Origin of the sequence: Flaviaestuariibacter amylovorans, from assembly GCF_039541815.1 — a bacterium.
Classification (GTDB): domain Bacteria; phylum Bacteroidota; class Bacteroidia; order Chitinophagales; family Chitinophagaceae; genus Flavisolibacter; species Flavisolibacter amylovorans.
The window spans coordinates 1,097,913-1,112,289 of sequence record NZ_BAABGY010000007.1 but is presented as its reverse complement, the minus strand read 5'-3'; the positions used below and the strand labels follow the sequence as shown (position 1 = coordinate 1,112,289).

12 protein-coding genes are annotated in these 14,377 nt (G+C 60.7%); 6 read left to right on the top strand and 6 right to left on the bottom strand.

From position 1 onward, the window contains the following. Positions 1 to 61 precede the first annotated feature (61 nt). Together ABD937_RS13195 and ABD937_RS13190 are read left to right on the top strand one after the other, a co-directional pair. Complete coding sequence (locus ABD937_RS13195) at positions 62 to 790, top strand: S24 family peptidase (RefSeq protein WP_345256217.1); 729 nt, start codon at positions 62 to 64, stop codon at positions 788 to 790. 160 nt (positions 791 to 950) lie between these two features. After that, positions 951 to 3,776, top strand: coding sequence for a T9SS type A sorting domain-containing protein (locus ABD937_RS13190; protein ID WP_345256216.1), 2,826 nt, complete (start codon positions 951 to 953; stop codon positions 3,774 to 3,776). 173 nt (positions 3,777 to 3,949) lie between these two features. Here ABD937_RS13190 and ABD937_RS13185 read toward each other — a convergent pair whose 3' ends face one another. The 4 genes from ABD937_RS13185 to ABD937_RS13170 all read right to left on the bottom strand — a co-directional run bounded on the left by ABD937_RS13185 (position 3,950) and on the right by ABD937_RS13170 (position 7,279). After that, positions 3,950 to 4,153: a hypothetical protein gene (locus ABD937_RS13185; protein ID WP_345256215.1), complete on the bottom strand. Its 204-nt coding sequence runs from the start codon at positions 4,151 to 4,153 to the stop codon at positions 3,950 to 3,952. A 105-nt stretch (positions 4,154 to 4,258) separates the two neighbouring features. Then, entirely contained in the window at positions 4,259 to 5,542 is a 1,284-nt protein-coding gene (locus ABD937_RS13180) for a flavin monoamine oxidase family protein (protein ID WP_345256214.1), read from the bottom strand. Then, complete coding sequence (locus tag ABD937_RS13175; protein ID WP_345256213.1) at positions 5,526 to 5,978, bottom strand: hypothetical protein; 453 nt, start codon at positions 5,976 to 5,978, stop codon at positions 5,526 to 5,528. The genes ABD937_RS13180 and ABD937_RS13175 overlap by 17 nt, the downstream gene beginning before the upstream one ends. Before the next feature lie 245 nt (positions 5,979 to 6,223). After that, entirely contained in the window at positions 6,224 to 7,279 is a 1,056-nt protein-coding gene (locus tag ABD937_RS13170) for a class I fructose-bisphosphate aldolase (protein ID WP_345256212.1), read from the bottom strand. A 212-nt stretch (positions 7,280 to 7,491) separates the two neighbouring features. On the opposite strand from ABD937_RS13170, the gene ABD937_RS13165 reads away from it, so the two are divergent. Next, a complete protein-coding gene (locus ABD937_RS13165) occupies positions 7,492 to 7,887 on the top strand; it encodes a hypothetical protein (RefSeq protein WP_345256211.1) in 396 nt (131 codons plus the stop codon). A gap of 16 nt (positions 7,888 to 7,903) precedes the next feature. Here the strand turns inward: ABD937_RS13165 and kdsA are convergent, their stop codons facing one another. Together kdsA and ABD937_RS13155 are read right to left on the bottom strand one after the other, a co-directional pair. Continuing rightward, positions 7,904 to 8,731, bottom strand: a complete 828-nt coding sequence (gene kdsA / locus ABD937_RS13160) for a 3-deoxy-8-phosphooctulonate synthase (RefSeq protein WP_345256210.1) — start codon at positions 8,729 to 8,731, stop codon at positions 7,904 to 7,906. A gap of 536 nt (positions 8,732 to 9,267) precedes the next feature. Continuing rightward, on the bottom strand, positions 9,268 to 9,663 hold the full coding sequence (locus tag ABD937_RS13155) for a GxxExxY protein (RefSeq protein WP_345256209.1): 396 nt from the start codon (positions 9,661 to 9,663) through the stop codon (positions 9,268 to 9,270). Positions 9,664 to 9,924: 261 nt separating this feature from the next. Here ABD937_RS13155 and ABD937_RS13150 point away from each other — a divergent pair, with 261 nt between their 5' ends. From ABD937_RS13150 to ABD937_RS13140, 3 genes are all read left to right on the top strand, one after another. Beyond that, positions 9,925 to 12,321, top strand: a complete 2,397-nt coding sequence (locus tag ABD937_RS13150; RefSeq protein WP_345256208.1) for an alpha-amylase domain-containing protein — start codon at positions 9,925 to 9,927, stop codon at positions 12,319 to 12,321. A 222-nt stretch (positions 12,322 to 12,543) separates the two neighbouring features. Next, positions 12,544 to 13,488 carry an NAD-dependent epimerase/dehydratase family protein gene (locus ABD937_RS13145; protein WP_345256207.1) on the top strand — a complete coding sequence of 315 codons (945 nt, stop codon included), beginning with the start codon at positions 12,544 to 12,546 and terminating at the stop codon, positions 13,486 to 13,488. Between the two features lie 133 nt (positions 13,489 to 13,621). Continuing rightward, positions 13,622 to 14,092, top strand: a complete 471-nt coding sequence (locus tag ABD937_RS13140) for a hypothetical protein (RefSeq protein ID WP_345256206.1) — start codon at positions 13,622 to 13,624, stop codon at positions 14,090 to 14,092. The last annotated feature ends 285 nt before the right edge of the window (positions 14,093 to 14,377 follow it).

The window sequence follows — 14,377 nt, the reverse complement described above, 5'->3', positions numbered from 1 at the left end:
TTTTCACATTAATGCACAAGTTTTTCACATTTTTATTCACATTTGCTTAACGCGCTCGACCATGGTACCTAACTTAAAGGAAATCAGACAGTTATACAATCTTACCCAGGAGGAGTTTGCCCAAGCCCTGGGCATTACCCGTGAACTGGTGAACAAGATGGAGAAGGGGAAATGCGGCGTGAGCAAGGCTACGCGAATTTTGCTGCAGCAATTCCAGGAAGCGCGAAAAAGTGAAGATTTTTCACTTCCGGCTGTTAGCGATGTGCAAATTTTTGGCGCCCCCCGGCCCCGGGCCGCACAACCCTATTACCTGGAGCGCCGCGAAACAAAGGGCCAGCACGCGCCCACCGAGGTGCCGCTCGTCGGCATCAAGGCGCAGGCAGGTTATATCCGTGGCTTCGAGCAGACGGATTACCTCGACACACTCGAGAAATACTCGCTGCCGCCGGGCGTCAATCCCACCGGCGCCCTGTGGAGCTACTTCGAGGTGGATGGCGAATCGATGGAGCCGACCCTGTATGCCGGCGACCTCCTGCTGGCCTCGATGCTGCCGCAGGAAGACTGGGCCGACGTCAAGAACTTCTGCGTGTACGTGCTGCTTACCGGCACCCAGCTGATGGTGAAGCGCGTGTACCGCAAGAGTGCCGCCGAGTGGGTACTCATATCGGACAACGAGGAGGCCTACCCGCAGGTAGTGCTCCCGGTTTCGGAGCTGAAACAGGTCTGGACCTTTCGCCGCCACATCCGCTCGCGCGTGCCGCAGCCGCGGGAATTCAAGATCACGGCGTGATCGTCAATCGTCAATCGTGAAACCGCGATGCGCGGAAAAACAAGAACGGATGCCAAAGGCATCCGTTCTTGTTTAAAGGCGTCAGCATTCACGATTGACGATTGACGATTCACTTCCGGTGTTGCTCCCGTACTTTTAGGATACTAAAGCTGAATGCGCCATGCACACCCGGAACCTGCTGATCATCCTGATCCTGACCCTTTTCTCTGCTACCGCACCCCGCGCCCAGGGCCTTAGCTGGACGCAGCGGGTAACCGACTCCGTCATGAACCAGTACCTGACTACCTCGCTGGGTACGCAGATCGAGTCGCAGCTGGCCGCCGCTTCCGGCAACGACGTGGTGACCGTGCTCGGGCTCAAGCAAACCGCCGTACCGATCACCTTTTCACAGTGGCAGTACCGGATACGGGTGGCCCGCTATACGCATACCGGCACGCAGCGCTGGGCCCGCTACTTTACGATGCCCGTTGGCGGAACAACCGTCTCCTATGTGTACGACCTCCAGACCGACAAGTGGGGTAACAGTTATATCCTGATGCGGAACTTCACTACGTACAACGGTGTGACGATCAACGATGGCGTGACCACACCGAACTGCCTGGTCAAGATAGACGCCCAGGGAAAACTGCTCTGGCGTCGTGCTGTAGGCGCACTCGAGCAGGGGAGCAGCGCCCAGGTGCTCGCCCGCCTCGCCATTCATCCGGCTGGTAATCACTTTTATGCGTACGTTGCCAACGGGATGCCATCGCTGCGCTTCCTCGACTCCACCTACCTGCAATCCGCTCCGGGGCGGCACCTCCTGCTCGCCCGTATCGACAGCAGCGGGCGGATCCTTCAAAGCAAGCGTTTCCTGAACGGCGAGGCGCCCTTCCTGAGCGGCAGCATCGACGTCAATGCGCAGGACGAAGTCCTGCTGACCGGCTCTGGGTCGGCGGCGACGGAGGTGCTCGATACAACCATCAACGTATTGAACAGCAGTAACGCGCGGGGCAGTTTTCTTGCCAAGGCGCGCGGCAGCGACCTGTCGCGCATCTGGGTGCGCCGCACCGTACTCAATACATCGCCCAGCTCCTACAGCATCGGCGCACGCTTTCGCCCCGACGGCAACCTGGCGTTCCTCTTCGAGTTGAGCCGCTGGAATACGGAGCCCGCCGGCCAGACCTTTATTTTCGGTGCCGACACCGTGCAGGTGCAGCTCCCGTTTCAATATGAGATGCCCTGGTTGTTCGTCGCCGATGCGGACGGGCGGCTCCTTTCGCACGCGGCGCCCTACAGCGGCTCGCGTACGATCGTGCGCGGCTCGCGCCTGCACGTGGATGCCGCATCCGACCTGTATTACAGTGGCGGGCAGTCGGTGCTGAACCCGCAGGGCTCCGAGCGGTTCGTACAAACCCTGTTTCGTGCCACGCCCACCGGCCAGCTGCGCAACATGACCCGCCTCACCGGGATCGACTCCGTAGGCGGTTACCTGCCGCAGATCGCCCTCGCGGCTGGTGAAACCCTGCTGTTTTCCACCTATTCGACGCGCACTGCCGCCATTTACGGCGCTGATACGCTGCCTACACCCGCGGCCTGCCAGCAGTGTACGCTTGCGGCGCTGTCCGGTGTGGGTACCCGTACAAATACAGTACGCGGCACCGTCTACCGCGACCAGAACCGCAACGGACAGCGCGATGCCGGTGAGCGGGGGATGGCACACGTGCTGGTCTCGGCCAATAGCGGGGCCTTCCAGGCCTTCACGGACTCTGCCGGCCGCTACTTGTTGGTGGTTGATTCCGGTTCCTTTGCCGTGAAGCCGCAACGTGCCTTTTTTACACCGGTGCCGGCAATGCATTCCGTTGTTTTTGCTACCTCGGGCAACGGCGCCGTCAACAAGGATTTTGCGATGCAACCGCACCCGGTCACGGATGTATCGATTCACCTTACTGCCACCCGCGACGTCAACCCCGGGCGCCCCTACATGGTGTACCTGCAGGTGCGCAACAACGGAGGTGACGCGGTTTCCGGCGCCTACCAGTTCATCTTCAGCCCCGGCCAGCAAACCTACCAATCCTCGACCGGCGCTATCCCGTCTTTCGTGGGGCCGAACGTGATCGGGTGGAACTACAGTAACCTGCCGCCCGATTCCGTGATCACGGTCCGGGTGCAGATGCGGCCGCTTACCACCTCGGTAGTAGGCAGCCGGCACCGCCTGTATGCTGATGTGTCGCCCCTGGTTACCGATACGGTGAAGGCAGATAATGTGGACTCGCTGCTACTCGAGGTGCGGGCGGCCTTCGATCCGAACGACAAGCAGGTCTTCCCTGCCCACAACGTGCTGATCGACTCCATCCAAGCGGGGCAAGGGTCGTATCAATACGTGATCCGCTTCCAGAATACCGGCAACGACACCGCCTACGACGTGCACCTGGCGGATACGCTCGCAGCTGCTTTAGACTACAGCAGCCTGAAGCTCCTGGCCTGGAGCCACCCGGTGCAGCTGGAGTGGAAAGCGCCGAACGTGCTGCACTTCTGGTTCCGCGATATCTACCTTCCCGACTCTACGACGAGCGAGCCCAACAGCCATGGGTTTGTACGCTTCAGCATCCGCCCCAAGGCATCACTTGGGCTCAGCGATACGATTCGCAACCGGGCATCCATCTATTTCGATTACAACGGGGCCGTGCTGACAAATTATACGGCGTCAACCTTCCGGAGCAATGTGGTAACGGCGATACCGCGCCTGCAGGTGGCGGCCTACGAGCTGCGTGCATTCCCGAACCCGGCCGCCCACGAGCTCCGGTATCGCATCAGCGGTCTTACCGGGCGTGAGCGCCTCAGTCTGCGCGTTGTTAACGGCAGCGGACAAACGATCCGCACCGAGGCGCTGCAGGGTGCGGGCACGCTCTCCGGAACATTGTCGCTTGATACCCTTCCGGGCGGACTCTATTACCTCCAGGTGATTGGCGCGCGGGGAAACAGCCTGCTGCCTTTTATCAAGCAATAGCAGCATGATCAACGATGATGCACCTAACGAAAGAACGTCCCGCCAAAGCGGGACGTTCTTTCGCTATCGGCGCCGACATTCCCGATTCCCGATTACCGAACATGAAAATGCCCATGGGCAGTAGTTCCACGGGCATCTCCGGTTGGTGACCAACCACGAGGGACGGTCGTCCGTTATTTGCGCGAGCCGTTGCGGTGATGATTCTTCGGGCGATTGTTGCGCACGTCCTTGGCGTTGTGCGTTTCGTCGTCCCCTTTCATGTCCTGCTCTTCCTTGCTGCGGCTGTCGATATCATCGCGGATGTCGGGGCGGGGGCGATGGCCCGCGAACTGCTTGCTCTGCATATTATTCTGGCCCCTTGAACCTTTCATAGTCATATGGCATCATTTGCTTATACATTCCGCAAAACCATACCAGAAAGGCTGCCTTCACCTCATTTTCACAGGTTTAAAGTGCGCTTCCTTTGCGCTGCCCCCAGGATCTTAACCCACAGCGTGGTCAGCGATGAGTTGCCGCGCCGCAGCCTGCCCGGTTTGTAGCGCGGCTTCCACGGTGCCGATCTGCGGACCGGCATGAAGTCCCTCACCGGCAAAGTAGAGTGTGCGGGCCACCGGGGCAGAAAGCAGTTTTTGCCAGTGCGGGCCATCCACCACTTCGAAGGAGTATCCGCCCCGGCAGTAAGGATCTTTTGCCCAGTTATGGTAGTGCACCGTTTGCAGCTGCAGGCGCAGCCAGTCCTTCGTCTTCCCGAACATTTGTGCGAGGTCCGACAGTGCCCTGCCCACAAGCTGTTCCTGGGTCAGGTGCTGAAGGGCTGCCGCGGCAGGGCCGCCGAGCCAGGCGGTGAGCAGTGCATCGGTCTTGGGCGCGGCCGTCCACCAGGCCGGGATCGTTGTATCGCTGAATAGAAAGTTGAGGTCTTTCCGGTTCGTTTCGTCACTCCAGAAGCGTGTGCGAAAGCGGAGGATCAGTTTCACCACCGGCCCGAAGCCTAAGTGCCGGGCTGCTTCCTGTTTATCCGGAAGCGACGGCGTCCACCCGATATCGCCTGCGAGCCAGTTGCCCAACGGCACGGTACACAGGAGCGTGGTGCCGAGGAAGTGGCGGCCATCGGTTGCCTGGAGCCGCACGTATCCTTCGCCCCATTCGACGGAGTGTACCGGCGTGTTGAGGCAAAAGAGTACGCCCTGGTGGGCGCATTCGGTATCGATGGCCCTGAGCAGCGCCCCGTAGCCCGACGCAAGGCGGCACTGGGCTTCTTCCTGGCCTTCCAGCTCGCGGCGCAACGCAAAGGCCGATGCCTGCTCCAGGTTGCCGGCATAATAGCCCTCCACATACCGCTGCAGGGTAAAGCGCAGGGCTTCGTACCCGGGCCCCTGAAGGTAGCGGTCGATGAGTGTGCCTACGCTGATGTCGTCGGTAAGCGATTCCCAAACCGGCTTCAGGGCGGCTTCCTCTTCGATGAAATCTTCCTGCTCCTGCAGCTTTCCCTTTTTGTACTGCCAGATGCTGCCCTCCACCTCGTAACTGGACAGGCCGGCGCGGGCGCTCCAGTGTTGGGTGAGTGGCAGGTCGCCGTGGATGAACTCGGCGCCGAGCTCAATGGGCACACCGATGCCCGGTTCCTGCAGGGTGTGCACGCGTCCGCCGGTGCGGCCGCGTGCTTCGATGAGGGCCACGCTGCGGCCGGCTGCGCTCAGTTCCCAGGCGGCCATGAGCCCGGCCGCACCCGCACCCAGCACCAGCACGTCATATCGGTGTTCCATCGGTTTTTTGAGAAGGGGCTGCTGCACTATTCATGCCGCGCCGGATATAGCGTCGGGCGATGCGGTTGGCGGTGAACAGGAGCAGCAGCAACACAGCTTTGATGCCTACCTGCGGCCACGGCGCCACAGGCGGCAGCGTGCCGTTCCATACGGGCCAGGCCAACACGGCATACAGGCAAACAACGAGGAACTGCAGGAAGCCGTGCAGGGCTGCGAACCCACGTGCGGTGCCTCCGCGCGGCAGGCCGAACCAGGCGCCGATGCCGGTGAGCAGGGGGAAGAGCGCGGAGCCGGTGCCGCCCAGCAGGAGCACCTGCCGGATCCCTTCGACGTCCGGCGAATAGGTCAGTGCTACCAGTAGCGTGCACGCCCATTCAAGCGGGAGCAGCAGCGTGGGGAAGAGGTAGAGGCGGCGGTGAAGGCGGGAGAGGAGCAAGGGAAAATGTGCTAATGGGGGAATGTGCTGATGGGGTAATCCGTGAAAGATACGAGCAGTCCTTTTTAGAACGATTGTAACGACGCATCGTGATGCGTCGCTCTCCCAACGGAGACAGTCTCTTATGTTAAGAACTGCTGCACAGAGGTGACCCTTACCCGCCTCCGCTGCGCTATAGCGGGCGGAGCCAATAAACCAATAGACCAATAAACAAGAAGCCCCGACGCTTCGGCCGGGGCTTCTGACTATGCGATCGTAATGCTGTTGTCGAGGTACACATCCTGGATGGCGTTGAGCATCTTCACACCGTCCTCGAAGGGACGCTGGAAGGCCTTGCGGCCGAGGATGAGGCCCATGCCGCCGGCGCGCTTGTTCACCACCGCCGTGGTAACGGCTTCCACGAGGTCGCTTTCGCCCTTGCTCTCGCCGCCGGAGTTGATGAGGCCCACGCGGCCATTGTAGCAGTTGAGGATCTGGTAGCGCGTCAGGTCGATGGGGTGATCCGTAGTGAGCTTGTCGTACACCAGCTTGTGCGTTTTGCCGTGCTTCGTGGCATTGTAGCCGCCGTTGTTGGTCGGCAGCTTTTGCTTGATGATGTCGGCCTGCAGCGTTACGCCCAAGTGGTTGGCCTGGCCGGTGAGGTCGGCAGCCGTATGGTAATCCACGCCTTCCACTTTGAACGAGTTGTTGCGGGTGTAGCACCACAGGATGGTGGCCATGCCGAGCTCGTGGGCGTACTCGAAGGCCTCGGCCACTTCCTTCAGCTGGCGGGCGCTTTCGGCGGAGCCCCAGTAGATGGTGGCGCCCACGGCAACGGCGCCCATGTTCCAGGCGCTCTTGATGGTGCCGAACATCGTCTGGTCAAAACGGTTGGGCATGCTCAGGAATTCGTTGTGGTTGATCTTGACCACGAAGGGGATCTTGTGTGCGTACTTGCGGCTCATGATGCCGAGCACGCCGTAGGTGGAGGCTACGCCGTTGCAGCCGCCTTCCACGGCGAGGCGGATGATGTTCTCGGGGTCGAAGTAGATGGGGTTGGGCGCGAAGGCGGAGCCGCCGCTGTGCTCGATGCCCTGGTCGACGGGGAAGATGGAGCAGTAGCCGGTGCCGCCGAGGCGGCCGGAGCCAAGCAGCTGCTGCAGGGAGCGGAGGACCTGGGGCGAGCGGTTGGAGTTGATCCACACATCGTCGACATGGGTAGGCGAGGGGAGGTGGAGCGTGTTTTTCTCGATCGTGGTGCAGGAATGATTGAGCAGGTATTCGGCCTTGTCGCCGAGCAGTTCAGCAATGTTTTGCGCCATATATAGCAAGGGTTTAAAGTGCCGCAAATATAGGCGCCCCGGCGCCGCCGGAGGTCGGCTTGTGTATGGGAAACACAATGGGGAACGAGGGTTTCGACAGGCAGCAGGCGGGCAGCGCGGGGAGAGCGGCCGGCCCGCGCAGGCGCGCGTACAACGAATAGTAAACAGGTCCGGCAACGGCAATACACAGCCGAAAAATTCGTTCCTGGCTCATGAAACCAACCCTGATGCTGGTGGCGCTTTCTCTGTTTGCCTGCAAGAAAGACCTGGCCGGCAACGAAACCCCTTTGCCGGACATCCGCGGAAGGTGGGAACTCCGCAGGTCGGTCGGCGGCTGGGGTGGCGATCAGAGCTTTGTTCCGGGCAACGGTACGATACTGGAGTATACCAATTCGCTGGAGCGGTCGTACACCGGTGGCCGGTTGCAAAGCACCCGGGTGTACCGGCTCCTGCCCGATACCACCTGGAGCGGAATCGCGGGCGTCCGGATCATCACGGATACGGCCTCGTGGAGACCAAGAACCTTCGTGTCGCTGCGCGAAGGCTTACTGTGGTTCCGCACCGAGATCGTGGACGTCGGTTCGGTTGCGTACGAGCGCATCCCCTGAGGGGCGAGCAGGGGGGCTACCCGCCCACTACGGCCGCGCGCAGCCGCACGAGTTGCTCCAGGAGTCCTTCGAGCAGATCCAGCTTCAGCATGTTGGCGCCATCGGAAAGCGCGCAGGCGGGGTCGGGGTGGGTTTCGATAAAGAGGCCGTTGGCACCGGCTGCGATGGCTGCCTTGGCGATGGTGCCAATGAGCTGCGGGTTGCCGCCGGTAACACCGCCGGCCTGGTTGGGCTGCTGCAGGCTGTGCGTCACGTCCATCACCACCGGCGCGCCGGATTCCTGCATCCAGGGAATGTTGCGGTAGTCGACCACAAGGTCCTGGTAGCCAAAGGTGGTGCCGCGCTCGGTGAGGATCACCTTATCGTTGCCGGCCGCGCGGATCTTGTCGGCCGCAAACTTCATCGACGGGCCGCTGAGGAACTGGCCCTTCTTCACGTTCACGATCTTGCCGGTGCGCGCGGCGGCATTCAGCAGTTCGGTCTGCCGGCACAGGAAAGCCGGGATCTGCAAGATGTCGACATAGCCCGCGGCGGCGTCGGCCTCCGCCTCGGAATGGATATCGGTGGTAACGGGAAGTCCGAAGTGGACACCGGCTTTCTGCAGCACGCCGAGCCCGAAGGTGTCGCCATGACCGGTGAAGGAGCTGGCGCTGGTGCGGTTGGCCTTCCGGTAGGAAGCCTTTAGTACAAGCGGGATGCTGAGGCGCTTGCACACGGCGGCGAGGTGTGCGCCGATCTCGAACACATTGGCTTCACTTTCCACCACGCAGGGGCCGGCGATCAGGAAGAAGTTCTTCGGGTCGTATTGCTGTCCTTTGAAAAGGTCTTGCAGAAAAGGGCTCATGCGGCAAATATACGTTCGGGGCTAATGGCGGGCATGTAGCCGGTGTATGCGTCTATTGAGGCAGGATTTCAGATTGGGGTGCTTTCGGGAACGCAAAGGCGCAGAGAAATAGGTGAACGCTAAGGGGACAAAGGACGCTACGCTGTTTTCTGAAAGTTCCGGATTGCTCCTGTCGTCCCGCGGCATCCTGCACTTCGTAGGCAAAGCGTCCCGCCAGGGCGGGACATGCGCGAAGGCCTCACGAACGGCCCGGTCTTTTCTCAGGTGCGGTGCGCCCAAAATTTCAAACCAAAAGCCCGCGCGTTTTACTACTCCATACAAGAAGCAGGTGCCGCCCCTGACAACTGCGGAATGATCGCAACGGGAGCAGGCTGCCTCCGCGCATGTCCCGCATCGCGGGACGCTTCGCTTACGACCAGCGGAGGGTAGCTTGTAGGTAGCAGAGTGTCCGCACTGTTATGAAACTACGTGGCGTCCTTTGCCCCCTTCGCGTTCAAAGAAAACCTTGGCGCCTTAGCGTTGAAGAAGTCCCGGCTTCACCGATCCGGAAAGTTGTGCACGATCCGCTTGAGGCCGTCTTTCAGGCGCATCACGTTGAAGTTGATCAGGTAGGCCAACGGCGATTGACGAATCCGAAGGTAGGTCAACGTTTGTGCTGCATAAAGCGGGTTCATGAATTCAACGGCCTTTAATTCGACTACTACGTGCTCGTTCACTACCATATCCATCTCATACACCTTTCCGGCGGAACGTTTATGGTAGGTGAGTAGGAGCGGCACATCGAGCTGCACACGCAGCCCACGTTCCTCCAGTTCCATGGCAAGGCAAAATTTATAAGCAGATTCCAAAAGCCCCGGACCGAGGGCACGGTGGACGGCTATGGCAGCGTCGACGATGGCAGCACCAATCTTGTTCAATTCCTGTGCGTTCATGAAACAAAGCTCCACAGATGGCAGGAAGGCACGATGGGAAAAAGGACAGCAGCGAATGGGATTTTTCTGAAAAGTTCCTGTTTTTCTACTAGTGCGGTGCCTATCGGAGCCGGGCTTTGCATCGGTTTCTATCATTTTTTTATTACCTCAGCCGTTGGTCGTTTCAAGATACTGTGTACCTTTTACACGATAATAATTGTGTACCCCATACATGTTAAGTAGGGAATACGCATGTTACACACACTCTAAACCGCTTGCTACATGAATCGCTCCCCCTGGTCACGGCTCGTGGCCCTGTGCCTGTTGGGCACCCTCGCAGCTCCGTCTGCCTCCGCACAAAATCCCTGGAACGGAAAGGTCGTACTCCAGGGCTACTGGTGGGATTATTGGAACAACAATTACCAGAACGGCTGGTCGAACTACCTGGCCGACCTCGCGCCCCGGCTGCGCGACATGGGCATCGACGCCGTCTGGATCCCGCCCTCCATCAAGAACGCCTCCACCGGATCCAACGGCTACTCGCCCTTCGATCATTACGACCTCGGCGACAAGTACCAGAAGGGCTCGCTCAAGACCCGCCTCGGCTCCAAGGACGAACTTCTGCGCTCCATCGGGATCATGCATGCCAACGGCATGGACGTGATCCAGGACGTCGTGTTCAACCACATGGACAATGCCGGCTCCTCCAGCGGCTCCGGCGGCTCCGACCCCGCGGCCAACAATGGCGACGGCAACAGCTACAAGAACTTCCGCTACGTATCCTATGCCCGCCCCGCCACCGATGAAAGCGCCACCGACTACCTCGGGCGCAGCGGCCGCTGGCCCAAGAACTGGCCCAATTTCCACTCCAACGCCGGCCACGTGTGCAACTCGGGCGACTGGTGTGCCGCCTGGTTCGGTCCGGACATCTGCTTTTACTCCGGCGCCTACGGGCAGAGCTCCAACGCCACCTTTAATCCCACACAGGGCGCCGACTACATGCGCACCCAGACGCGCAACTGGTTTGTATGGATGAAGAAGCAGACCGGCGTGGACGGCTTCCGCCTCGACGCCGTGAAGCACTTCCCGCACTGGGCCACGCAGGACTTCCTCTACAACGTGAAGTACAATGCCGGCTGGGCCAACGGCGGCGCCAATATGTTTGCCGTGGGCGAATACGTAGGCAGCGGCACCCAGCTCGACACCTGGATCAACGACGTACGCACGTCCAACAGCGGCACCGAGGACCTCGTGGGCACCTTCGACTTCAGCCTGCGCCAGTCGGTGAAAAACATGGTGAGCGCCGGCGGCTCCTACGACCTCGGCACGCTGCCGGGCGCGCAGCAGGGCAACCGCTACCGCACCGTGCCCTTCGTGAACAACCACGACACCTTCCGCCCCACCAAGGACGCCAACGGTAATTATACGGGATGGGACGCCGGCAACGAGCTCGGCGGCGGCCACATCGATCCCTTCGACCCGCGCCTCGCCGTGGCCTATGCGGTGACCTTTGCCGTGGACGGCTCGCCGCAGGTGTTCTTCGAAGACCTCTTCAACGTGAGCAACGGCAAGCGCTACACCCACCAGCCGACGTCGGCCGCCGACCTGCCCGTGCGCAGCGACATCGCCAACATCATCTGGTGCCACCAGAAGCTCAATTTCAAAAAGGGCTCCTACAAGGTGCGCTGGCAGGCCGCCGACCTCCTCATCATCGAGCGCGGCTACAAGGCCGGCCCGGAGAACTCCTATGCCATCATCGGGATGAACGACAACTGGAACACCTGGCAGAGCGCCAACATCCAGACCGATTTCGGCCCGAACCGCCAGCTGCACGACTACTCCGGCGCCAACGCCAACGATATCTGGACCGATGCGAACGGCCGTGTCACGATCTGGGTACCGCCCTGCGACGGCTCCAACCTGCGCCGCGGCTACAGCATCTGGGGCCCCGCCGGCATCACGGGCGGCTTCAATCCCGCACAGCGTTCCACCACGCAGGAGTGGGAGATGGCCAACGACCTCGGCGACAACCACGCCTCCTCGCTGAAGCAGGGGGGTGCGCTCCCGGCCTCCTCCACGGCGCTGCGTTATGCCGGCCGCGTATTCAACGAAGCCAACAAGACCATTACGGTGAACGTGTTCCCCGGCAACAGCGCGTACAGCCTCACGGTAGGCATTTACAGCAACGCCGACGTGCTGCTTTCGTCGACTGCCGGCACAGGCAACCTTACGCTCACGTACACGCCCACGTCGACGGCCTTCTACAAGATCAAGGTGCGGAACACGAGCACGTCCAACCCGTCGCAGAAGTGCTTCGTTAAGGCAACCTATACTTCGCCGCGCACTGCGTCCACGGCGTCCTTCCCTGCCCGAACCACCAACAGTGCCGAAGCCGTGAAAGGCCCGGTAACCGAAGAGGGCGATGCGGCGCTGGTAGTGACCGTACGCCCCGGCTCCGGTGTTGCGAACGTGCGCTTTAAGATGGAGGAACCCGGCCGCCGCGCGATCGGACTTTTTTCGCTTGAAGGAAAGCAGCTGCAGGTGGTGGGCGAGCGCGCCTATGCCGCAGGCTGGCAAAACGTATCCGTACCGGTCAGCGGCCTTGCCGCCGGCACCTATATCGTGAACCTCACGGGAGGCGGCGAGAAGCAGGTGGTGAAGCTCGCGCTGGCACAGTAAAGAAGATCGAATATCGAGCACGGAATATCGAATGTTGAACCAAGGCCCCGCTGACAGCGGGGCTTTTGTTTTAACCTATGCCCCAGCCTCCGCAGAGCTGACTGCATCCCGGCCTGCTCCACGTGCGCTCATGCTCCCATTATCCCATTACCCCATTATCCCATTACCCCTATACCCCATTAGCACATTACCCCATTAGCACATTATCTTCGCGGCAGCTGTATGAAACAAGAAAAAATCCTCGTGATCGGGGCTTCCGGTCAGATCGGCGTTGAGCTCACCCTGGCCCTTCGTCAGCGCTTCGGCGCACAGAACGTCATCGCCTCCGACCTGCGCGAGCAGAACCCGCTGCTCGAGGGCACGGGCCCCTACGTGAGCATGGACGTCATGAACAAGGAAATGCTGCACGTGCAAGTGATCCGGCAGAACGTAACGCAGATCTACCTGCTTGCCGCCATCCTGTCGGCTACCGGCGAAAAGAATCCGAACCTGGCCTGGCACCTCAACATGCAGGGCCTGCTCAACGTACTCGACATCGCCCGCGAGGAAAAGTTGACCAAGGTCTACTGGCCCTCGTCGATAGCCGTGTTCGGCCCCACCTCGCCGAAACAGAACTGCCCGCAGCAGACCGTCATCGAGCCCACCACGGTGTATGGCATCTCGAAATACGCCGGCGAGTTCTGGTGCAACTACTACCATATGAAATACGGGGTGGACGTGCGCTCGCTCCGCTACCCGGGTCTCATCTCGTATAAGTCGGCCCCCGGCGGCGGCACCACCGACTACGCCGTGGAGATCTACCACGAGGCGCTGGCCGACGGCCGCTACGAGTGCTTCCTCGGCGAGGACACCTACCTGCCCATGATGTATATGCCCGACGCCATCCGCGCCACCATCGAGCTTATGGAAGCGCCGGTGGAGCAGATCAAAACACGCACGTCCTACAACCTGTCGGGTATGAGCTTTTCCCCGAAGGAGATCGCCGCCGAGATCCGGAAGCATATTCCCGGCTTCGAGATCGCCTATCACCCCGACTACCGGCAGGCCATTGCCGACTCCTGGCCGCAGAGCATCGACGACTCGGTGGCCCGCACCGACTGGGGCTGGAAGCCGGAGTACGACCTGGCGCGGATGACCGCCGACATGCTGGAAAACCTGAAACGATAAAGGGTGTACCCATGCTTTTCCGGAACAGGCCGCAGTCACCACACTGCGGCCTGTTCAATCCTGTAAGCCGCGGCTGCAGCAGCTCCGGCAACTTCACGACACTGAGTGCGCACCTTAGACCGTAAATTGCCGCATGCGAAACCTCCCGTCTGTCCTCACCGCCTTTGTTCTCGCCATTCTCTTCAGTACCGAAAGCGCCGCCCAGGAAAAGAGCGGGCTCGAAGGCGAGTGGAAGCTCGTTACCTTGTCGGATCATGAGCTGTACCTCAACTTCGACACCGATTCGGTGTGGATGGCGGATGCCGAGCCCGGCCCGAAGCTTAAGGAAGTAGGACAAAAGGTCATGGAGCAGGTGCGGCCGCTTTTCGGCGACTGCGTGCTGCGCTTCGAAGGCAACGGCGCGGCGTTTTCCTGCAAAACATTCGAAGGTTTCAAGACCGGTTATACCTGGGATCCGGCCGCCAAGACAGGCAGCTTTACAATGGGGCAAAAGGAAGGCGGCAAAACCGACAAGTATTCCCTGAGCCTGGAGAACGGACTGCTGGTGCTGACACCTGCCTCCGCCGGGTCGGGTGCTCCGAAAATGGTATTGCGCCGCCGGTAAGCCAATGCCCGGTCAAACACGAGGACCGCGATCGCATCGCGGTCCCGGTAGGGTTGATTCCTGAATTTTTCCGGATTGTGGATCCGCGGGTCCCGCGCGTTGCCGGTCAACCAGGGGCCCGCCGCTGCGGTGGCCGAGCTACAGCCACTGGCCGCCGGCAAAGGAACCGGCGGTCCTGCCCGGGCCGGTAATCCCGAAAAGCGGTAGCCAACCGCAGAAGGGGATCCGCGACGCCGGCGATTTACACATTTCACTACTCCAAAATGTAGATCCGTCCGCCGCAGT